This is a genomic window from Bacteroides sp. NSJ-39 (assembly GCF_014287315.1).
Classification (GTDB): Bacteria; Bacteroidota; Bacteroidia; order Bacteroidales; family Bacteroidaceae; genus Bacteroides; species Bacteroides finegoldii.
This window is the reverse complement of record NZ_JACOOB010000001.1, coordinates 356,890-381,546: the sequence shown is the minus strand read 5'-3', so window position 1 is coordinate 381,546 and position 24,657 is coordinate 356,890. Positions and strand designations below refer to the sequence as shown.

The following is a 24,657-nucleotide window of genomic DNA, read 5'->3' as shown; positions in this document are numbered from 1 at the left end:
TATTGACAAGTCATTTAACTGTAATACATGATTCGTTCCACATATATGGAACTAAAGGAAAACAATTGTAGAACTAAAGGGAAACAGATGTGGAACTAAACGTCAACTACTGTGGAACGAATTATTTCTTATGATTCAGTTTGTTAGTAATAGAAAGAAAAATGAAAAAGAAATATATGATATTGCTTAGTGCCTTGTCTTTGGCAAGCAGCACATTTGCCCAGACCTGGATATGGTATCCGGGAGACTACGAAATCTGGCTGGGAAATCAAATGAATAATCGTCGTACGGAACGAGGTGCATTTTTCCCTCCTTTTTGGAAAACGGACAGTCATTATGTTGTCGTAGAATTCAGTAAGCAACTGAATCTTTCCGAGCCGGAAGAGATTTTTATTGCTGCAGAAGGAAAGTATAATGTCAAACTGGATGGAAAGCTCCAATTCGGTATGCCGGAAATGATAACTCTTCCTGCCGGTAAGCATAACCTGAACATCAAAGTTTGGAATCAGGCTACTCCTCCCACTATTTATGTGAAAGGGAAGACGGTGAATTCTGATTCCTCCTGGCGAGTGACTTACGAAGATAAAGAATGGATTGATGAGAGCGGAAAAGCCAGTGACACATCTGCCACTATCTATATGGATGCCGGATGCTGGAACTTTGACGGGGCTACCCAACTTCCTTCCCAATTCAGTCTGATGCGTGAGCCACAGCAACCTGTTGCAAAGACAGAACAGTCCGAAGGAGGTATTCTTTATGATTTTGGAAAAGAAACATTCGGGTTCATCACATTGAAGAATCTTTCCGGAAAAGGAAAAATAGAAATTTATTATGGTGAAAGCCCGGAAGAAGCAAAAGATAAAGCATATTGCGAAACATTAGACAAACTCTTGCTCGAACCGGGACAAGTGACCGACCTTGCCATCCGCAGCACTTCTCCTTTGAGTAATTCTGAAAACGAATATACATTGGAGAACAGCAAAGCCTTCCGTTATGTTTATGTAACTCACGAGCCGGGTGTACAGATTGGAGAAGTCTCCATGCAATATGAATATCTTCCTGAAGAGTATCGTGGAAGTTTCCGTTGCAATGATGAAGAATTGAACCGTATTTGGGAAGTGGGGGCCTATACCATGCATCTCACTACCCGCGAGTTCTTTATTGACGGTATCAAACGCGACCGCTGGGTATGGAGTGGTGATGCTATCCAAAGTTATCTGATGAATTATTATCTTTTCTTCGATAGTGAATCCGTGAAACGTACAATCTGGCTGCTTCGTGGCAAGGACCCTGTGACCAGCCACAGTAATACAATCATGGACTATACTTTCTACTGGTTCCTTAGTGTATATGATTATTATATGTATAGTGGCGACCGCCACTTTGTCAACCAACTGTATCCACGTATGCAAACGATGATGGATTATGTATTGGGACGTACAAATAAAAATGGCATGGTGGAAGGTATGACCGGTGACTGGGTATTTGTGGATTGGGCGGACGGCTATCTGGATAAAAAAGGCGAACTCTCTTTTGAACAAATCTTATTTTGCAGGAGTCTGGAAACAATGGCTTTGTGTGCGGAACTGGTTGGAGATGCCAATAGCAAACAGAAATACGAGAAACTGGCTGCTGCTTTGAAAGCAAAGTTAGAACCTGCCTTCTGGAATAATCAGAAACAGGCATTTGTACATAACTGTGTCGACGGTCAGCAAAGTGATGCGGTCACCCGTTATGCGAATATGTTTTCTGTCTTCTTTCAATATTTGAATGAAGATAAGCAACAAGCCATCAAACAGTCTGTTTTGCTAAATGACAGTATTCTGAAAATAACAACTCCCTATATGCGTTTTTACGAACTGGAAGCACTTTGTGCTCTTGGCGAACAAGATGCTGTAATGAAAGAAATGAAAGCCTATTGGGGAGGAATGTTAAAGGAAGGAGCTACTTCCTTCTGGGAAAAATATAACCCTGAAGAAACCGGAACACAACATCTTGCCATGTACGGCCGTCCATACGGCAAGAGTCTATGTCATGCCTGGGGAGCAAGTCCTATCTATTTGCTCGGCAAATATTATTTGGGTGTGAAACCTGTGAAAGAAGGGTATAAGGAGTTTGCTATTGCTCCTGTATTGGGAGGACTGAAATGGATGGAGGGTACTGTACCCACTCCGAATGGCGATATCCATGTCTATATGAATGGCAAAACGATGAAAGTGAAAGCAACAGAAGGGAAAGGGTATTTGACGATCAATAGTCGTCGTCCACCCAAAGCAAATATCGGAACACCGGAGAAGGTGTCGGAAGGAGTATGGCGGCTCTGGATCGATTCACCTGAAGAAAGAATTGTTACCTATCATTTATAATTCATGGTTAATTAGTGGAGTACTGCTATTCATTTCGCAGGCTATAACCCTCTCAAACTGTCGGACAATAGACCAATTAGCGGTGATTCTTCGGAGTTGCCGCTAATTTTATATTTATAGTAAAATAGTAAGCCCCTTGTTCCCTTGATTTAAAAAGGAGGTAATATGAAAACAGTAGAAGTGATTGTAGAACATGCAGGAAAAAATTTGAGTGCCTATATTGAAGGTGTTCCGGTGATCACTGTAGGCAATGACATGAAAGAGATTGAGGATAATATGAAGGAAGCAATTGAGTTGTATCTGGAAGATAATCCTAATCCTTGTGAAGTGTTGTCTGAGGAGTTTGAATTGAAGTTCAAAATAGACGCTGCTACTTTTATCAACTATTATAGTAGTATCGTAAAAGATAAGATTATTACTGAGCTAAAAAACATTATTGACTGTCTTGTCATTTTTTTAAATCAACAGAAAGACTAGGTGTGGCAAACATTATTAAAAATCTCCAAATGAACAAAGAAAAACTCCATAGGCTATGAAGTTGTAGTGTATCTAAAAGTATTTTTCAAAATCAATTTGTAAATTAATTCATTCTTTATAATTTGTATTACGACGAGTGACAATGATAGTAACTTATGGCAGAACGCAGTAATTAGCACAGTTGCCAAGTCATTACCTCAAAAACGGGTAATTCTCCCAAAGTCCTTTGTATAAGACACTAAGAAAAATCTTCTAGAATTACCAAAAAACAATTGATGTACGAGTCAAACGTACTGACTTCGGTAAATATATACCGGCTTGCATACATGATTTACGATCCATACCAAAATCAAAAAACAAGCAATTCATTAAATACCATACGTACAATACCATAAATGATACTTTACTAAAAAAATACTTCACCAATGGGGAGATGGCTTTGCAATACATTATCCGGTATAAAGAAAAAGAGATAATTGCTGGAAAGACGAAAGTGGAAGTACGGTGTCGAAAAATGAAAAAACAGACGAATGAGTACAAACAGGGGATTATTTCGTCTTTCTCTTAGTGAAGAAGTGAATTATATAATCTATAATATATATCAGAAGAATGAAAAATACCAGATTATTCATGTTTGCGGCATGCACACTTTTTTTGGCAGCGTGTGGCAGGCAAACCGTGAAGATTATGACTCCGCCGGATGCGTCAAATCGTGTTTTGTTTGGTGCGGAGCAGTTACAGACTACCTTGGATAAAGCCGGTTATCAGGTAATGATGCAACAGGGAGACACGACATTCTCCGATCCCGAAATCAAAACGATTCTGTTGACGGAAGTAAATGACACGACGCTCAAGAAAGAAGGTTTTCATATTTCGACGACGGGCAATCTGACTAGAGTGTCCGGCAGGGATGGGAGTGGTGTCATTTACGGATGCCGTGAACTGATTGACCGTGTGAATGATTCGGATGGTAAGTTGAACTTCCCGGAGGAACTGAAAGACGGTCCTGAAATGGTATTGCGTGGTGCATGTGTAGGATTACAGAAAATGACCTACCTGCCGGGGCATGGTGTATACGAATATCCGTATACGCCGGAAAGTTTCCCCTGGTTTTATGATAAGGAACAGTGGATTAAATACTTGGATATGTTGGTTGCCAACCGCATGAATTCGCTGTACCTTTGGAATGGCCATCCGTTTGCGTCATTGGTGAAACTGGAAGATTATCCGTTTGCGCTGGAAGTAGATGAAGAAACTTTCAAAATGAACGAAGAAATGTTCTCTTTCCTCACGGAAGAAGCGGACAAGCGCGGTATCTTTGTCATACAGATGTTTTATAATATCATTCTTTCCAAACCTTTTGCTGAACATTACGGACTGAAAACACAGGACCGTAACCGTCCTATTACTCCTCTGATTGCCGATTATACACGCAAGAGTATTACCGCTTTCATTGAAAAATATCCCAATGTAGGATTACTTGTTTGTCTGGGTGAAGCGATGTGTACAGTGGAGGACGATGTGGAATGGTTTACTAAAACAATTATTCCGGGAGTGAAAGACGGATTACAGGCATTGGGACGTACGGATGAACCGCCTCTTTTGTTGCGTGCACACGACACGGACTGCAAACTGGTGATGGACGCTGCCTTGCCGCTCTATAAGAATCTTTATACGATGCATAAGTATAATGGTGAATCGTTGACTACCTACGAACCTCGTGGTCCCTGGTCGAAAATTCATACGGATTTGAGTTCGTTGGGTTCTATTCATATCAGTAACGTACATATCCTGGCAAATTTGGAACCGTTCCGCTGGGGTTCTCCGGATTTCGTTCAGAAGGCGGTAACTGCCATGCACAATGTACACGGTGCCAATGCGTTGCACCTTTATCCGCAGGCTTCATATTGGGACTGGCCTTATACGGCGGACAAATTACCGAACAATGAACGTGAATTCCAGTTGGATCGTGATTGGATCTGGTATCAGACCTGGGGACGCTATGCGTGGAACTGCCATCGCGACCGTACAGATGAAATGGGTTACTGGGACCATCAGTTGGGCAAGTTCTACGGAACCTCTGACGAAAATGCAAGTAATATCCGTGTAGCATACGAAGAAAGCGGAGAGATCGCTCCGAAGTTATTGCGTCGTTTCGGTATCACAGAGGGAAATCGCCAAACGTTATTACTGGGAATGTTTATGAGTCAGCTTGTCAATCCATACAAATATACGATCTATCCGGGATTCTATGAAAGTTGCGGGCCGGAAGGAGAGAAGCTGATAGAGTATGTAGAGAAAGAATGGAAAAAGCAACCTCATGTAGGTGAAATGCCTTTGGATATTGTTGCTCAAGTAATAGAACATGGAGATAAAGCAGTAGCGGCTATTGATAAAGCAGCTGGTTCCGTCTCTTCAAATAAGGATGAATTTGCACGTTTACAGAATGATATGCATTGTTATCGTGAGTTTGCGTATGCATTCAACCTGAAAGTGAAAGCTGCCAAACTGGTATTGGATTATCAATGGGGAAAAGAGATTAAGAATCTTGAAGAAGCTATTCCTTTGATGGAACAAAGCTTGGAACACTATCGCAAATTGGTGGAACTGACGGACGAACATTACTTGTATGCCAACAGTATGCAGACTGCCCAACGTCGTATTCCTATCGGTGGAGATGATGGAAAGAATAAGACTTGGAAAGAACTGCTGGTACACTATGAGAAGGAATTGGAGAATTTCAAAGCCAACCTCGCTTTGTTGAAAGAAAAACAGAATGGAAATGCAGTGACTGAAACTGTCGAGATTGCTGCCTGGACTCCTGCAAACGTGAAACTGATCTCTAATTATCCGACAGTGAAAGTAGATGAGGGGACTTCTTTATTTGTGGATGTTCCAGGTAAGATAGAAGCAGTAGCTCCGGAATTGAAAGGAATGAAAGCGCTCCGCTTCAATGGAAATGAACAGAGAGAGAAAGGCACAAGCATCACTTTCGAAACGGATGCTCCGGTGAAATTGTTAGTCGCTTATTTCAAAGACGACCAGAAAAAATATGCAAAAGCTCCGAAACTGGAAATCGATGCGTCAGCCAATGACTACGGTCAGGCGGAACCCGTGTTGACGAATGCTGTCCGTATCAACGGAATGCCTTTGGCAAATGTGCATGCATATAGTTTTCCGGCTGGAAAGCATACGTTGATGTTACCCAAAGGTTATCTGCAAGTGTTGGGATTCACGGCTGCGGAAACGAAAGTGCGTAATGCCGGGCTTGCCGGGGATGAAGAGACAATGGATTGGTTGTTTTATTAATGGGAATTTATATTTCACCACAGAGGACACGGAGGACACAGAGTTCTTCTCTCTCTCTTTTCCGCAAGTAAAACAGAGCGACAAACGCGATTATAAATACGTGAGACTCTGTGTTACTCTATAATAAATAAAAAAGATTAAACCTCTGTGTCCTCCGTGTCCTCTGTGGTGAAATATTAAGTATTAAACGATTAGAAAAAGTATCATGAAGAAATTATTGCTGGCAGTTTTTAGTATAGCCACCACTTTCTCTCTGTATGCGCAACGGGAAGTTCCGCAGGAACGAATGGAGCAGATTTACGAGGAAGTAAAGACACCATACAAGTACGGGCTCGCAGTTGCCCCGGCAGACAATTATCATAAGATTGATTGTCCTACCGTTTTTCGCCAGGGAGACAAGTGGCTGATGACTTATGTGGTTTACAACGGCAAAGGTGGAACCGATGGTCGTGGTTACGAAACGTGGATAGCAGAAAGTGATAATTTGCTCGAATGGCGCACTTTGGGACGGGTTCTTTCTTATCGGGATGGAAAATGGGACTGCAATCAGCGTGGCGGATTTCCTGCATTGCCGGATATGGAATGGGGTGGAAGCTATGAGCTTCAGACTTATAAAGGTCGCCATTGGATGACTTATATCGGTGGTGAAGGAACGGGCTACGAAGCTGTAAAAGCTCCGCTTTATGTCGGACTGGCATGGACGAAAGGAGATATTTCTACGTCACATGAATGGGAATCTCTGGACAAACCGATTTTGAGCATCCATGATAAAGATGCCCAATGGTGGGAAAAACTGACTCAATATAAGAGTACCGTTTATTGGGATAAAGATAAAACACTGGGAGCTCCGTTTGTGATGTATTACAACGCGGGCGGGCGTCATCCGGAAACGGATTTAAAGGGCGAACGTGTCGGCATTGCACTTTCCAAAGATATGAAAACATGGAAACGCTACTCCGGAAATCCGGTCTTTGCGCATGAAGCAGATGGAACCATAACAGGAGATGCGCATATCCAAAAGATGGGAGATGTGTATGTGATGTTCTATTTCTCTGCTTTTGAACCTTCGCGTAAATATAAAGCATTCAATACATTTGCCGCCAGCTATGATTTAGTGAACTGGACCGACTGGAAAGGGGCCGACCTGATTATCCCCTCCAAGAACTACGATGAACTGTTTGCTCATAAGAGCTATGTGGTGAAACATGACGGAGTGGTTTATCATTTCTATTGTGCGGTAAACAACGCAGAGCAACGTGGTATTGCCATTGCTACCAGTAAGCCGATGGGACGTTCGGCTGTCCGTTTCCCGGCTCCGGAGAGTAAGAATCGTCGGCAAATTATTGAATTAAATGAAGGCTGGAAAACTTGGAGAGTTGAGAATGGAAAGTTGAGAGTTGAGAGTGAAAAGACTGTGAATATACCTCATAACTGGGATGATTATTATGGGTATCGTCAATTGACTCACGGCAATCTTCACGGAACCGTTCTTTACAAAAAAGACTTCATCCTCAACAACTCTCAATTCTCAACTCTCAACTCTCAACTTAAAAAATATTTCCTTCGTTTTGACGGAGTAGGTACATACGCCACCATTACAGTGAACGGAAAGGACTTCGGTCGTCATCCCATAGGGCGCACCACATTGACTTTGGATGTCACAGATGAATTGAAACAGGGAGTAAATCGCCTGGAAGTGAAAGCCGAGCATCCTGAAATGATTGCCGATATGCCTTGGGTATGTGGAGGATGTTCGTCGGAATGGGGATTCAGTGAGGGTTCCCAACCGTTAGGTATCTTCCGTCCTGTGGTATTGGAAGTAACGGATGAGATTCGTATAGAACCTTTCGGTGTACATATTTGGAATGACGAAAAGGCTACTAACGTATTTGTAGAAACAGAGGTTAAGAATTATAGTAAAACAACAGAAACGGTAGAGTTAGTCAATAAACTAAGTAATGCCGATGGAAAACAAGTTTTCCGTTTGGTAGAGAAAGTTACTTTAGCTCCGGGAGAAATGAAAGTGATCCGCCAGCAGGCGCCTGTTGAGAATCCTGTTTTGTGGAATACGGAAAATCCATATCTCTATAAATTGGCCAGCATGATAAAGCGTGATATGAAAACGACGGATGAAATTTCGACACCCTTCGGCATTCGTACCATTAGCTGGCCGGTAAAACGAAACGATGGAAACGGACGTTTTTACCTGAATGGAAAGCCGGTGTTTATCAATGGAGTATGCGAGTATGAGCATCAGTTCGGACAAAGTCATGCGTTCAGCAATGAACAGGTTGCCGCAAGGGTAAAACAGATACGTGCAGCCGGTTTCAATGCATTCCGGGATGCTCATCAGCCCCATCATCTCGATTATCAAAAATACTGGGATGAAGAGGGAATCTTGTTTTGGACACAATTTTCCGCCCACGTGTGGTATGACACTCCGGAGTTTCGTGAGAACTTTAAAAAGTTGCTTCGTCAATGGGTGAAAGAACGTCGTAATTCTCCGTCAGTGGTGATGTGGGGATTGCAGAATGAAAGCACTTTGCCTCGTGAGTTTGCACAGGAGTGCAGTGATATTATTCGGGAGATGGATCCGACTGCAAAGACAATGCGTGTCATAACAACCTGTAATGGCGGTGAGGGTACAGACTGGAATGTGATTCAAAATTGGAGTGGTACGTATGGAGGAGATGTGACGAAATACGGTCGTGAGCTCTCTCAAGCGAACCAATTGTTGAACGGAGAATATGGAGCGTGGAGAAGCATCGACCTACATACGGAGCCGGGAGATTTCCAGGTGAACGGAGTGTGGAGTGAAGACCGTATGTGTCAGCTGATGGAAACAAAAATCCGTTTGGCAGAACAGGCTAAAGATAGTGTTTGCGGACAATTCCAATGGATATATAGCAGTCATGACAATCCCGGACGCCGCCAACCGGATGAAGCGTATCGCAAGATAGATAAAGTAGGTCCGTTCAATTATAAAGGATTGGTTACTCCGTGGGAAGAACCGTTGGACGTATATTATATGTATCGCGCCAACTATGTTCCGGCTGCAAAAGACCCGATGGTTTACCTGGTATCACATACATGGGCCAACCGCTTTGAAAAAGGACGTCGCCGTGCCACTATCGAGGCTTACAGCAATTGTGATTCTGTATTGCTATACAACGATCTGACAAATGAAAAGGCAACCTTCCTCGGACGTAAAAAGAACAACGGAACAGGCACTCATTTTATGTGGGAAAACCGGGATATTCGTTATAATGTGCTTCGTGCTGTAGGATATTATAAAGGTAAACCGGTAGCAGAAGACCTGATCCTATTAAATGGTCTGGAGCAAGCCCCTAACTTCGAACTTCTTTATCAGGATGATAAAAAGATATTGAAAGGAGAGGCAGGATATAATTATCTGTATCGTCTCAACTGTGGAGGGGATGATTATACAGATAGCTTCGGACAGCTCTGGTTGCAGGACAATACGAATTATTCCCGTTCATGGGCGGAGAATTTCAAGGATCTGAATCCTTATCTTGCCAGTCAACGTACCACCAATGATCCGATTCATGGCACTCGTGACTGGACGTTATTCCAACATTTCCGCTTCGGACGTCACCAACTGGAATATCGTTTCCCTGTGGCAGACGGAACATATCGTATTGAACTGTATTTCACAGAGCCTTGGCATGGCACGGGCGGAAGCGCTTCTGCCGACTGTGAAGGACTGCGCATATTCGATGTTGCCGTGAATGATTCTGTTGTATTAGATGACTTGGATATTTGGGCTGAAAGCGGTCACGATGGAGTTTGTAAGAAAGTGGTATATGCCATAGTGAAAGGTGGGATGTTGAAAATTCATTTCCCGGAAGTGAAAGCAGGACAAGCCTTGATTTCAGGCATTGCTATCGCCAGCACAGATCAGGAACTGAAACCGACGGTATTCCCTGCGTCCGGCTGGAGTTGGGAAAAGGCGGATAAAGAAGTGATGGAAAAGACTCCGAAAGAGTTACTTCCGGAAGACAAAAATGCTCGTGTCAGTATATCATACGAAGCAGAAACGGCTGTACTGAAAGGCAAATTCCAAAAGAAAGAACATCGCAAACAGATGGGAGTGTTTTTTGGTAAAGGAAAAGGCAACAGCATTGAATGGAATGTTTCTACCGGGTTGGCGCAAGTGTACGCCCTTCGCTTTAAATATATGAACACTACCGGAAAGCCAATACCTGTCTTAATGAAATTCATTGATTCAAAAGGAGTAGTATTGAAAGAGGACGTATTGAACTTCCCGGAAACACCGGATAAATGGAAGATGATGAGCACCACCACCGGAACCTTTATCAATGCCGGACATTACAAAGTATTACTTTCGGCAGAAAATATGGACGGAATTGCTTTTGACGCATTGGATATTCAATAAATAAAAAACGGGACACTTGGAAGTATACATAGCTTTTCAGTGTCCCGTTTTTATTTCTTTCTTTATTTGGTAAGTTTTACTCCATTTATTTGCCAATCGTTTTTGGCTGTTCCTTCTGTGAAATTGAATGATTTAGTTTTGAGAGGTAATGGTTTGAAAGTTAGGGAAAATTCGGCTTCTCCGCTTTCAGGCAGAAAGAAATGCTTACCGGGGGTAATGCCGTCAGCTTTTTGTAATGTGTATGATGCACCTTGCTCGTCTACTAGTTTGGCATTTACACTTACTTGTATCCAGTATTTGGGTATGTAATATGCATAAAAATGAACGATAGTGGCTGTGTCAGTCAATTCTACCTGCTTCACTTCAAGAATATCAGTATTGGTTGATTCAAAACTCGGATGATTAACGACTTTTCTATTGGTGTCCCCGGTGATACTCATTTCACGCTTTGGTGCATCCAAATATCTACGCATCTTTAATTTCAAGCTGCCTTTACCATAGCCCGACCACATTTTCACGATTTTGCCTTCGGGAGAGATAAGAACATAATTCGGAATACCGTTGACGTCATACACAGCATATAGTCCTGCAGTCTGTTTCAAGTCGCTTAAGTTTTGCCAAGTCATTTCATGTTGTGCAGAAGCAGCTTTCCATCTAGTTTGCGTATCTGAACTCAAACTGATGATGGTGAGTCGGTCTTTATATTGCTCTTGAATCTCTTTCATTTCGGGCAAAGCCATGATGCAGGGACCACAACCGCTGCTCCAGAAATCAAGTAACATATATTTTCCTTTGAAATCAGCCAAATGATGCACCTTTCCATCTAAATCAAAAAGATCGGCATCTGCCATGTCATCTCCTTCTTTCACCGTTTTAGGAGGAAAGAGATTAACCCTGATTTCTTGTCCTTCAATGGAAGCTTTCTGTTCTTCGTTTAATCTGTCATACAAAGCCAGTATTTTTTCCTTATTGGTAAACTTTGGATTGTACTTCAATGACATACTCAAACGGAGCAATTTTTCCATCCAGACATTAGAAATAGGGAGTTCCTTCATCAACTTTAATTCCCGTTGATAAAGATTTTCTTCATAGAGTGTTACTCCTTTTATTGTTCTTTAATATTTCTGTAAAAGAAAGGGGTACAAAATACCCTTTCGTCCGTCTACTTGATATGAAGAAAAAAGAACGAATGAAAATATATACTTTACTGCTTGGCGCATTGTTTGTAAGTCCTACACAGGCACAAACAATGCATGATTGGGAGAATCATCATGTTCTCCAGATCAATCGTGAACCGGCAAGAGCCGCTTTTACCCCTTTCTCTGTACAGAAAGGAGACGGTTCAATCTCTTTAGACGGAACCTGGAAATTCCGTTGGACTCCCGTTCCCAATGAAAGAGTCGTGAATTTCTATCAAACAAATTTTAATGATAAAGATTGGACGGATTTTCCTGTTCCCGCCAATTGGGAAGTGAACGGATATGGCACGCCTATCTATGTTTCAGCAGGCTATCCGTTTAAAATAGATCCTCCACGGGTGATGGGAGAACCGAAAACTGACTATACCACGTATAAAGAACGAAACCCGGTAGGGCAATATCGGCGTACCTTTGTCTTGCCGGCCGGATGGGAAGCGAATGGACAGACTTTTCTACGATTTGAGGGCGTAATGAGCGCCTTTTATGTTTGGATCAATGGCGAACGGGTAGGGTATAGCCAAGGCAGTATGGAACCGAGTGAATTTAATGTCACGAAGTATCTGAAATCCGGAGAAAATCAAATTTCACTGGAAGTCTACCGATATAGTGACGGTTCTTATCTGGAAGATCAGGATTTCTGGCGTTTTGGTGGTATTCATCGTAGTATTCATCTGATACATACGCCGGATATTCATGTCCGTGATTATGCAGTACGCACTCTTCCTGCATCTGCTGGTGATTATGAAGACTTTATTTTGCAGATTGATCCGCAATTCAGTGTATATCGAGGGATGACTGGAAAAGGGTATGTCTTACAGGGAGTATTAAAGGATGCTTCAGGCAAAGAAGTTGCCACATTGAAAGGCGATGTGGAAGATATGCTTGATTTGGAGCATAAAGCAAGCCGGATGAATGAATGGTATCCGCAGCGTGGCCCGCGTAAGATGGGACGTTTGTCAGCCATTATAAAATCGCCGGAAAGATGGACGGCAGAAACACCCTATCTTTATAAATTACACTTAACTCTCCAAAATGGAGAAGGAAAAGTCATAGAACAGATAGAACAGGCCGTGGGCTTCCGCTCTGTAGAAATCAAAAAAGGACAACTGTTAGTGAACGGTAATCCGGTTCGTTTTCGTGGAGTGAACCGCCACGAACATGATCCACGGACGGCACGTGTCATGAGCGAAGAACGGATGCTTCAGGATATTCTTTTAATGAAGCAGGCAAATATAAATGCTGTGCGCACCAGTCATTACCCGAATGTAAGCCGTTGGTACGAGCTATGCGACAGCTTGGGATTGTACGTGATGGACGAAGCGGATATAGAAGAACACGGATTGCGTGGAACACTCGCAAGTACCCCCGACTGGCATGCAGCATTTATGGACCGTGCGGTCCGTATGGCGGAACGTGATAAGAATTATCCATGTATTGTAATGTGGAGCATGGGAAACGAAAGCGGTTACGGACCGAACTTCGCTGCTATTTCGGCATGGCTGCATGATTTCGATCCCACTCGTCCTGTACACTATGAGGGGGCGCAGGGAGTGGACGGAAATCCTGACCCGAAGACGGTCGATGTTATCAGCCGCTTTTATACCCGGGTGAAACAGGAATACTTAAATCCCGGCATTGCAGAGGGAGAGGATAAGGAACGCGCTGAAAATGCACGTTGGGAGCGGTTGCTGGAGATTGCGGAGCGTACCAATGACGACCGTCCGGTAATGACGAGTGAATATGCACATTCCATGGGGAATGCATTAGGAAATTTCAAGGAATATTGGGATGAGATATATAGCAATCCCCGTATGCTGGGTGGTTTTATATGGGATTGGGTAGATCAGGGAATCTACAAGACATTACCCGATGGCCGTACCATGGTGGCTTACGGCGGTGACTTTGGCGATAAGCCGAATTTAAAAGCTTTCTGCTTTAATGGATTACTGATGAGTGACCGTGTAACTACGCCTAAATATTGGGAGGTAAAGAAGGTATATGCACCGGTTGAGTTGAGAGTTGAGAATGGAGAGTTGAGAGTAACCAACCGAAATCATCATATTGATTTATCACTTTATCGTTGTCTGTGGACATTATCAGTGGATGGTAAGGAGAAAGAACGGGGAGAAATAACATTGCCGGAAATAGCTCCAGGGGAAAGTGGCACAATCGGTTTGCCGGCTTTCCGTTCATTGAAACCTCTTTCCGATTGCCAACTGAAAGTAAGCATTGTTTTGAAATCGGATGCTCTTTGGGCAAAGGCAGGACATGAAGTGGCCTGGGAACAATTCTGCTTGCAGAAAGGAGATTTAGCTTCTGCCGATCTGATTAATAAAGGAGCGCTTCAGGTGAAAGAGGATGATAAATCTTTATTGATTAGCGGACGCAGTTTTTCTGTTCAGTGGGAAAAGAAAGTGAACGGAAGTATGACTTCCCTTATATATAAGGACAAAGAAATGCTGGCTCACTCCGATGATTTTCCGGTTCAGCCTGTCACTCAAGTTTTCCGTGCTCCGACAGATAATGACAAGAGCTTCGGAAACTGGTTGGCTAAAGACTGGAAATTGCATGGGATGGATCATCCGCAGATAAATCTGGAATCTTTCCACCATGAAAAACGTGCAGACGGGGCGGTCATTGTCCGGATTCAAACAAGTAATTTATATAAAGAAGGAAAAGTGGTGACGACTTCTGTCTATACGGTCTTTTCAGATGGAACGATTGATCTGAAAACAACTTTCTTGCCACAAGGAGTTCTTCCTGAAATTCCCCGTTTAGGAATCGCATTCTGTCTGGCGCCTGCTTATGATACATTTACCTGGTATGGCAGAGGACCACAGGATAACTATCCTGACCGCAAAACATCTGCTATGATAGGGCTTTGGAAAGGAAGTGTTGCAGACCAATACGTACATTATCCACGTCCGCAGGACAGTGGAAACAAAGAGGAAGTGCATTATCTTACCTTGACCGACAAACAGAATAAAGGCATTCGTGTTGACGCGGTAGAAAACGCATTTTCTGCATCTGCCCTGCATTACACCGTACAAGACATCTATGAAGAAACTCACGATTGCGATTTAAAACCACGTGCAGAAGTTATTCTTAGTATGGATGCTGCCGTACTTGGATTAGGAAACAGTAGTTGCGGACCGGGTGTATTGAAGAAATATGCCATAGAGAAAAAAGAACATACGTTGCATCTCCGTATCAGTAGTAAACAATAATAGCAATAAATAACTAACACAATAATAAAAGTAACAATGAAAAAAGTAACCACTTTATTATCAACCTTGGCGTTGGCAACTACCCTGGCTGCTCAAAACCTTCCACAAACGGAAAGGCAATATCTCTCCGGTCACGGATGCGACGATATGGTTGAATGGGACTTCTTTTGTACCGACGGACGCAATTCCGGCAAATGGACGAAAATCGGCGTACCTTCCTGCTGGGAATTGCAAGGCTTCGGCACTTATCAGTATGGGATCACTTTCTATGGAAAGCCATTTCCTGAAGGTGTTGCCGATGAAAAAGGTATGTATAAGTACGAATTTGAAGTTCCGGAAAAGTTTCGCGGCAAACAGGTCAATCTTGTATTCGAAGCTTCAATGACAGATACGGAAGTAAAAGTAAACGGACGCAAAGTTGGTTCCAAACATCAGGGAGCCTTCTATCGTTTTTCATACAACGTCACGGATTTCCTGAAATATGGCAAAAAGAATTTACTGGAAGTCACTGTTGCCAAAGAGAGTGAAAATGCTAGTGTGAACCTTGCCGAACGTCGTGCTGATTATTGGAATTTCGGCGGTATCTTCCGTCCGGTGTTCCTGGAGGTGAAACCAGCCGTAAACCTGCGGCACATTGCCATTGACGCAAAGATGGATGGAACTTTCCGTGCCAACTGCTACACAAATATCTCTAATGACGGAATGAGCATCCGTACACAGATTTTAGATAAAAAAGGGAAAAAGATAACGGAAACCACCGTACCCGTAAAAGCAGGAGGCGACTGGACTTCCCTGCAACTGAATGTATCTAATCCCGCATTATGGACAGCGGAAACTCCGAATCTTTATAAAGCGCAATTCTCTCTATTGGATAAGACCGGTAAGGTTTTGCATAGTGAAACAGAAAATTTTGGTTTCCGCACAATTGAAGTACGCGAAAGCGACGGACTTTATATAAACGGAGTACGTATCAATGTACGTGGTGTCAATCGCCATAGTTTCCGTCCTGAAAGTGGCCGTACGTTGAGTAAAGAGAAGAATATCGAAGATGTTCTTTTGATGAAAGGCATGAACATGAATTCTGTCCGTTTGAGCCACTATCCGGCTGACCCGGAATTTTTGGAAGCCTGTGATTCTCTCGGACTTTATGTGATGGATGAATTGGGAGGCTGGCATGGCAAGTATGATACCCCCACCGGAGTACGTCTGATTGAAGGCATGATAGAACGTGACGTGAATCATCCGTCTATTATTTGGTGGAGTAATGGTAATGAAAAAGGATGGAATACCGAACTGGATGGAGAGTTTCATAAATACGATCCGCAGAAACGTCCGGTTATTCACCCGCAAGGTAACTTCTCCGGTTTTGAAACCATGCATTACCGCTCTTACGGAGAAAGCCAGAACTACATGCGCTTACCGGAAATCTTTATGCCTACGGAATTCTTGCATGGTTTGTATGATGGCGGCCATGGTGCGGGATTATATGATTATTGGGAAATGATGCGCAAGCATCCCCGTTGTATCGGTGGCTTCCTTTGGGTATTGGCAGACGAAGGTGTGAAGCGTGTGGATATGGACGGATTCATTGATAACCAAGGAAACTTTGGAGCAGACGGTATTGTAGGACCACATCACGAAAAGGAAGGTAGCTACTACACTATCAAGCAGTTATGGAGTCCGGTGCAAATCATGAATACTTCTATCAACAAGCAATTTGATGGCAAATTCTCCGTAGAAAACCGTTACGATTATCTGAATCTGAATACTTGCCGTTTCCTTTGGAAGCAAGTAAAATTCCCGCTGGCAACAGATGCGTCCAATGCTGCTATTCAAGTGTTGAAAGAGGGTGAAGTGCAAGGCAGTGACGTGGTTGCTCACTCGGCAGGCATTTTGGATATAAAAACAAATATCCTCCCCAATGCAGACGCCCTCTTCCTGACAGCAATCGACTCATACGGCCATGAACTTTGGCGCTGGACTTTCCCGGTCAACAAACTGAATCAGCAGACAGAACAGCTTTCTCCCTTGTCCAGTCGTCCTACTTATACAAAGACAGAAAATGAGCTTACTGTGAAAGCGAATAAGCGTACATTCATCTTCTCAAAGAAAGACGGACAACTGAAAGGAGTATCTGTAGATAATCGTAAGATTAACTTCGCCAATGGACCCCGTTTCATCGGAGCCCGTCGTGCAGACCGCTCATTGGATCAGTTCTATAACCATGATGATGAGAAAGCAAAAGAAAAAGACCGCACATACAGCGAATTCCCTGATGCTGCCGTATTTACGAAACTGGATGTGAAAGAAGACGGAGGTAATCTGGTTGTTACCGCCAATTATAAACTGGGCAACCTGGATAAGGCCCAATGGACAATTAACCCGAGTGGAGAACTGGCTTTGGATTATACCTACAATTTCTCCGGTGTCGTAGACTTGATGGGTATTCGTTTCGACTATCCTGAAGATCAGGTAATCAGCAAACGCTGGTTGGGTGCCGGACCTTACCGTGTATGGCAAAACCGTATTCACGGAACACAATACGATGTTTGGGAAAACGACTATAATGATCCTATTCCGGGTGAGACTTTCACATATCCCGAATTCAAAGGATACTTTGGTGATGTTTCCTGGATGAATATCCAAACGAAAGAAGGCACTATCAGCCTGACAAACGAAACTCCCGACGCATATATCGGAGTATATCAGCCTCGTGATGGCCGCGATCGTTTGCTTTATACTCTTCCCGAAAGCGGAATCTCTGTCCTGAACGTGATTCCTCCGGTACGTAATAAAGTAAACTCCACCGATTTGTGTGGTCCCTCTTCACAACCGAAATGGGTAAATGGTCCACAAACCGGACGAGTCATTTTCCGGTTTATGTAAATGAATCATATAAAGGTATCCACATTGCGTTGGGTACCTTTTTTATTTAATCTTTTGAAGTTCGGGAATGAAAATGGCTACAAAATTCTTTTCCATAAAATAAATTTTCTATATTTGGAGGCAAGAATTCTTATTTATTTGAGGTTTACGAATTTTCTAATATTCAAGCACGATGAAACACTATTATTCCTTTCTGATAATAACCTCATTGTTATTAGCCGGATGCGGGCAAAAAGACCGGGCAAAATTTCAATTCGAATCATCTGTACAGACAGAAGAAAGTTATCCGTTAGCGAAAGAATATATTAAAGAGGCTGTTATCACAGGAAAAGTGTTGAACCGGGATTTTTATCCTCAAGAAAAAGAATTAACTCTCATCATTCCATTTTTTTGGAAAATGGAAAATCAATATCGTACCCCCATACAAGAAGACGGCTCATTTTCATTCCGCTTTCCGGTTTATGCAAAATTAAGAGAAGTTTCCATTCGCAATTATGCGGAACATTTGTATATCCACCCGGGAGATAGCATACATGTGGAAATAGACTTCAAAGATCTTTTTCATCCCAAAGTAACAGGTGATGCAGAAAAACTGAATCAAGAAATACTGGCATTTACAGAAAGCGCCTACTATTACATACAGAATTATAGTATAAACCCGAATTTGAATATTAAGGATTTTGAGGCTGAATTAAAGAAAGAATATGACTTTCGTTTGGAGCGGAGAAACGAGTATCTGACGGAGTATAAGCCAATGGAAGATGTTACGTTATTTACTGAAGAGTTACTGAAACAGGACTATTATTACGCTTTGTTATCCTATGGCAGCCAATGCCAGTTTAAAACGAGAAAAGAAATGGATCGGTATCATAAACTTCTGCCTGCAATCAATAAACTTTATAATAAAGGGATTCTTTCGGCACGTTTATATGATATTGCCGATGAGGTAGAACGTTATATAGCTTATGGGATAACATACAAAGATAAAAAAAATCCATCTGTAGAAGAGATTATGTCGGCAGTAGGAGAGAATGAACTGAACCAGTATATATATACCAAAATGGCAGTTGGCTCTTTGAATGCAAATGATACACTTGCTTTAACAACGAGGCATACACAGTTTGATTCGATCGTAAAAATGCCGCATTTGCGTGCACAAGTGATGCAGATATATAATCAGACTAAATCTTACCTGGAAAATCCGCAACCAGTTTCCAATAATTTATTATATGGTGAGTTTCACGAAAACTCAAAGCTAAAAACATCTATGCCTTACATGGAACCCGTCTATAATATACTTGAGAAGAATCACGGGAAAGTGATCTATTTCGATTTTTGGGCTAGGTGGTGTCCACCATGCCTGGCAGAAATGGAACCTTTGAAACAATTGCGGAGTAAGTATTCCACCAAAGACCTGGTCATATATTCCATATGTGTAAGTGAACCCAAGGAAGAATGGGAAGAATGTCTGAATGAGTATTCATTGAAAAACCGGGGAATTGAATGTATTTATGCATCTGATTATTTTGGAAAAGAGAACTTACAGAAAATTCGCAAACAATGGAAAATAGATAGAATGCCCTATTATCTGTTGATTAATAGAAAAGGGCAAATTGTAGATTTCGGAACTACAGCACGTCCCAGCAATCCGCAATTTGTATCTCGAATTGAGGAAGCCGTAAAGGACAGCAAATAATGTTGTAAGAGAAATAAGGCAAACAAGGCAAACAAGAAAAAGTATAACAACCCACACAAAAAACATCAAATACTTCTGATTTATCATATATTAATATATGTTGCTGTGTTGAATTAATTTAGGATAGTTCAAGAACTATCTATCAACACATTGATTCTTTCCACATTGCATCTTCGTCAAATATTTGGTGTGCAATAGGGAAGTGTTGGGACTGTTTTCAATAAGTCACGAAATTATATTAATAGTGAGTACAAAACAGACCTTTTTTCGTCTTCTTTATTGTAAAAATATAGATTGGAATGAAAAATCGACTGAAACAACGAATATTTGCACTTTCTCTATTAGCATGGACAGCCGTATGCCCTGCCGATGCACAACAAACACGCTCACTTAGGGAGCAATTTCAAAATCCGTCAGACGAAGCAAAACCCTGGACCTTTTGGTATTGGATGTATGGTGTCGTGTCTAAAGAAGGGATTACAGCCGATTTGGAGGCAATGAAACATGCAGGATTGGGAGGTACTTACCTGATGCCGATTAAAGGTATTCATGAAGGCGCCCAATACGATGGCAAGGCGCAGCAGTTGACCCCTGAATGGTGGGAAATGGTGCGTTTCAGCATGGAGGAAGCCGACCGTTTAGGGTTGAAACTGGGAATGCATATTTGTGACGGTTTTGCATTGGCGGGAGGTCCCTGGATTACTCCGAAAGAATCAATGCAGAAAGTTGTTTGGAGTGATACAATCGTTGATGGTGGAAAGCTCAATGCATTACGTCTGCCACAGCCGGAAGCTTATGAAAACTATTATGAAGATATTGCGCTATTTGCTTTACCGGTAGAGGATGCAGCAGACGAAATGCCAGCAAAGATCACTTGCGTAAACTTAGCAACAGCGAACAATGTAAAATCTGCTCAAACAGTGAATATGGATGCGGCAGGCGTTATCCGTTCTTCGTATCCATGCTATATTCAATATGAATATAAACAGGCTTTTACCTGCCGGAATATAGAAATCGTTTTAAATGGCAATAATTATCAGGCACATCGCCTGAAAGTAATGGCAAGTGACGATGGCGTAAATTATCGTTTCGTGAAACAGCTAGTCCCTGCCCGTCAGGGATGGCAAAATACAGATGAAAATTCTACTCATAGTATTCCCGCAACTACAGCCCGTTATTTCCGTTTCTACTGGACACCCGAGGGAAGTGAACCGGGAAGTGAAGATATGGATGCCGCAAAATGGAAACCTAATCTGAAGATCAAACAACTGCGCCTGCATCAGGAAGCCCGTTTGAATCAGTGGGAAGGAAAAGCCGGACTGGTATGGCGGGTGGCTGAATCTACTAGGGAAGAGGAGATAGGAAAAGAGGACTGCTATTCCCTTTCACAGGTTATTAATCTAACGGAACAATATAAGAATGCCCCGGCTAGTCATTCTAAAGAGAAAACAATCACAGCTGTTCTCCCGAAAGGGAAATGGAAGCTGCTGCGGATGGGACATACCGCTACCGGACATACCAATGCAACGGGCGGAGGAGGAAAAGGGCTGGAATGTGATAAGTTCAATCCTCGGACCGTCCGGAAACAGTTTGACAACTGGTTTGCACAGGCTTTTGTAAAGACTCATCCGGAGGTGGCACGTCGGGTACTGAAATACATGCACGTAGATAGTTGGGAGTGTGGCAGCCAGAATTGGAGTGATAGTTTTGCAAAGGAGTTCCGTACACGTCGCGGGTATGACCTGCTACCTTATTTGCCTTTGTTGGCAGGCATTCCGATGGAGAGTGCCGGACGTAGCGAAGAGATTCTGAGAGATGTCCGTACGACTATCGCTGAACTGGTAGTGGATGTATTCTATCAGGTGTTGTCTGATTGTGCCAAAGAATATGATTGCCAGTTCTCGGCAGAATGTGTAGCTCCGACGATGGTAAGCGATGGTCTACTGCATTATCAGAAAGTAGATCTTCCTATGGGAGAGTTCTGGTTGAACAGTCCCACTCATGACAAACCGAATGATATGCTCGATGCCATCAGTGGAGCGCATATCTATGGAAAGAATATTATTCAGGCAGAAGGATTCACCGAAGTGCGTGGAACATGGGACGAATATCCTGCTATGTTGAAAGCATTGCTGGACCGTAACTATGCGCTAGGTATCAACCGACTTTTCTATCATGTCTACGTACATAATCCTTGGCTGGACTGTCAGCCGGGCATGACTTTGGATGGTATCGGACTTTTCTTTCAGCGTAACCAGACTTGGTGGGATAAAGGAGCGAAAGCATTTTCCGAATATGCTACCCGTTGCCAGTCGTTGTTACAATATGGTCATCCGGTAACGGATATTGCTGTGTTTACTGGAGAAGAGGTTCCCCGACGTTCCGTATTGCCGGAGCGGTTGGTTTCCTCACTTCCGGGACTTTTCGGTACGGAACGGGTAGAAAGTGAACGTATTCGTTTGGCGAATGAAGGTCAACCTTTGCGTGTGCGTCCGGTAGGCGTCACTCATTCCGCTAATATGGCTGATCCCGAAAAATGGGTGAATCCGCTTCGTGGATATGCTTACGACAGTTTTAATAAGGATGCGTTACTCCGTTTGGCAAAGGCGGAGAATGGCAGAATGAAGTTGGCGGAGGGAATGGGTTATAAGGTGGTCGTCCTGCCGCTTTCACGCCCTATGAATCCGGAGCCGGTGCTTTCTCCGGCAGTGCGGAAAAAGATGAATGAATTAAAAGCCGCGGGAGTCATTGTACCTGCTCTTCCTTATACAGAAGAAGATTTCTCGGCATACGGACTGGAACGGGATATGATTGTGCCGGAAGATGTCGCTTGGATGCATCGGAGTGGCGAACTCGGTGATATTTATTTCGTTGCCAATCAGCGGGAAGAAACACGTACGTTTACGGCAAGTATGCGTATTAATGGAAGAAAGCCCGAATGCTGGAATCCAGTAACGGGGGAAATGAATACTCATCCTTCTTATCGCATCCACGACAACCGGACAGAGGTTACGCTGACGTTGGCTCCGAATGAATCCGTATTCATTGTCTTTCCGACAGAAGAAGCTGCCGATAAAGAGAGGACATCGACAGATAAGAGAGAACCGTTGAATAGGACATTGGAAACAGAAGAATATACCGTAACATTTCTGGCTACGGGAAAGACTGTGGTCAGGAAAGACCTTTTCGATTGGAGTAAAGAAGAAGACGAGCAGATCCGTTATTATTCGGGAACAGCCGTTTATAAGGCCACTTTTCGCTGGAAGGATAAACTCAAGAAAGGACAACCCGTGTATCTGAACCTGGGGAAAGTCTGCAATCTGGCTACGGTTCGTGTAAACGGAATAGATTGCGGGACTGTCTGGACGGCTCCGTATCGAGCAGACATTACGTCCGCTTTGAAAAAAGGAACGAACGAACTGGAGATAGAAGTCACCAATACGTGGGCGAATGCGCTGAAAGGAGTGGACGAAGGAAAAGCACCGTATGACGGTATCTGGACAAATGCCAAATACCGAAAACAAGAAGATACTTTGCTTCCGGCAGGTTTACTGGGCATATTGACAATAGAAAATTAGGATAGACTTGAAAACTTATATAAATAGAATGATGAGAAGTTCAGTAATTAAAAAAGGCACATGGCTGGCTAGCTTTATGTTGGCTGTTTGCTTATGCGCACATGCAGAAGTAAAGCTACCCGCTATATTCTCCGACGGGATGGTGATGCAGCAACAGACAAAAGCGAATCTTTGGGGGACGTCCACCCCTAATAAGAAAATAACGGTTACTACCGGATGGAATGGAAAACAATATGCGGCAACAGCGGACAAGAACGGCGCATGGCAACTTTCTGTTTCCACTCCCGAAGCAGGAGGTCCTTATTCCATTACTTTCAACGATGGAAGCAAAAAAACATTAAATAATATCTTGATAGGCGAATTGTGGCTATGTTCCGGACAAAGCAATATGGAAATGCCCATGAAAGGATTCAAGAATCAGCCTGTAGAGAATGCCAACATGGATATTCTTCGTAGCAAGAATCCGAATATTCGTTTGTTTACGGTAAAACGTACTTCTACCTTCACTCCGCAAACGGACGTAGTCGGCACATGGAAAGAAGCCACACCAGCGAATGTCCGCGATTTCAGTGCGACAGCTTATTATTTCGGCAGATTAATCAATGAAATACTGGATGTTCCTGTGGGATTGGTGGTCACCGCTTGGGGCGGTTCGGCTTGCGAGGCATGGATGACAGCCGACTGGCTGAAAGCGTTCCCCGACGCAAAGATACCCCAGTCCGAAGCGGATATCAAATCGAAAAACCGGACGCCGACTGTCCTCTACAACGGTATGTTGCATCCCTTGATTGGCATGACGATGAAAGGGGTTATCTGGTATCAGGGAGAAGATAACTGGAATCGCGCACACACGTATGCGGATATGTTTACTACCTTGATTAACGGATGGCGTGCCGAATGGAAACAAGGCGATTTTCCTTTCTATTATTGTCAGATAGCTCCCTATGATTATGGAATTATTACGGAAAAAGGAAAAGAAGTGATAAATTCTGCTTATCTTCGGGAGGCGCAGGCAAAAGTAGAACATCGTGTGCCTAACAGTGGCATGGCGGTATTGCTGGATGCAGGCATGGAGAAAGGGATTCATCCCGCCAAGAAACAAATAGCAGGAGAGCGGCTGGCACTGCTGGCGCTGACAAAGACCTACGGAATAGAAGGGGTGAACGGTGAAAGTCCATATTATAAGAGTATGGAAATAAAGAATGATACGGTCATTGTGAGCTTTGAACGGGCAAAAATGTGGATTAGCGGCAAGAATTGCTTTGAATCGAAGAACTTTGAAGTAGCCGGTGAAGACAGAGTATTCTATCCTGCCAAAGCATGGATTGAACGCAGCAAGATACTTGTGAAAAGCGAGCATGTCCCGCATCCGGTAGCCGTTCGTTACGGATTCAAGAATTATGTAGAAGGAGATGTTTATTGTGACGGACTGCCTTTGGGATCTTTCCGTTCGGACAATTGGTGATCCTGCTCACCACACTGTGGTGAGCGAAACAAACTAA

At 43.1% G+C, this 24,657-nt stretch carries 8 protein-coding genes and 2 pseudogenes; 9 read left to right on the top strand and 1 reads right to left on the bottom strand.

The genetic code is table 11. The features are described from left to right. Positions 1 to 161 precede the first annotated feature (161 nt). The 4 genes and pseudogenes from H8S63_RS01765 to H8S63_RS01750 all read left to right on the top strand — a co-directional run bounded on the left by H8S63_RS01765 (position 162) and on the right by H8S63_RS01750 (position 10,569). The gene (locus H8S63_RS01765; RefSeq protein WP_186925544.1) at positions 162 to 2,366 is read left to right on the top strand and encodes an alpha-L-rhamnosidase C-terminal domain-containing protein; all 2,205 of its coding nucleotides are present in this window, start codon (positions 162 to 164) and stop codon (positions 2,364 to 2,366) included. A gap of 165 nt (positions 2,367 to 2,531) precedes the next feature. Next, a pseudogene (locus H8S63_RS01760) lies at positions 2,532 to 2,801 on the top strand (type II toxin-antitoxin system HicB family antitoxin); the annotation flags it as partial. 651 nt (positions 2,802 to 3,452) lie between these two features. Then, positions 3,453 to 6,152 carry a hypothetical protein gene (locus tag H8S63_RS01755; RefSeq protein WP_008997713.1) on the top strand — a complete coding sequence of 900 codons (2,700 nt, stop codon included), beginning with the start codon at positions 3,453 to 3,455 and terminating at the stop codon, positions 6,150 to 6,152. 205 nt (positions 6,153 to 6,357) lie between these two features. After that, on the top strand, positions 6,358 to 10,569 hold the full coding sequence (locus H8S63_RS01750) for a malectin domain-containing carbohydrate-binding protein (protein WP_186925543.1): 4,212 nt from the start codon (positions 6,358 to 6,360) through the stop codon (positions 10,567 to 10,569). A gap of 62 nt (positions 10,570 to 10,631) precedes the next feature. Here the strand turns inward: H8S63_RS01750 and H8S63_RS01745 are convergent. Continuing rightward, positions 10,632 to 11,642, bottom strand: a pseudogene (locus H8S63_RS01745) (TlpA family protein disulfide reductase); the annotation flags it as partial. A 98-nt stretch (positions 11,643 to 11,740) separates the two neighbouring features. Between H8S63_RS01745 and H8S63_RS01740 the strand changes: the two are divergent. The 5 genes from H8S63_RS01740 (at position 11,741) to H8S63_RS01720 (ending at position 24,620) form a co-directional block, all read left to right on the top strand. Next, positions 11,741 to 14,995 (top strand): glycoside hydrolase family 2 TIM barrel-domain containing protein, encoded by a 3,255-nt coding sequence (locus H8S63_RS01740; protein WP_229102220.1) that lies wholly within the window; start codon positions 11,741 to 11,743, stop codon positions 14,993 to 14,995. A 36-nt stretch (positions 14,996 to 15,031) separates the two neighbouring features. Continuing rightward, on the top strand, positions 15,032 to 17,881 hold the full coding sequence (locus tag H8S63_RS01735; RefSeq protein ID WP_186925541.1) for a glycoside hydrolase family 2 TIM barrel-domain containing protein: 2,850 nt from the start codon (positions 15,032 to 15,034) through the stop codon (positions 17,879 to 17,881). A 172-nt stretch (positions 17,882 to 18,053) separates the two neighbouring features. Beyond that, the gene (locus H8S63_RS01730; protein WP_186925540.1) at positions 18,054 to 19,577 is read left to right on the top strand and encodes a TlpA disulfide reductase family protein; all 1,524 of its coding nucleotides are present in this window, start codon (positions 18,054 to 18,056) and stop codon (positions 19,575 to 19,577) included. A 299-nt stretch (positions 19,578 to 19,876) separates the two neighbouring features. Further along, complete coding sequence (locus tag H8S63_RS01725) at positions 19,877 to 23,155, top strand: glycosyl hydrolase (protein ID WP_186925539.1); 3,279 nt, start codon at positions 19,877 to 19,879, stop codon at positions 23,153 to 23,155. A gap of 31 nt (positions 23,156 to 23,186) precedes the next feature. Further along, entirely contained in the window at positions 23,187 to 24,620 is a 1,434-nt protein-coding gene (locus H8S63_RS01720) for a sialate O-acetylesterase (RefSeq protein WP_186925682.1), read from the top strand. The last annotated feature ends 37 nt before the right edge of the window (positions 24,621 to 24,657 follow it).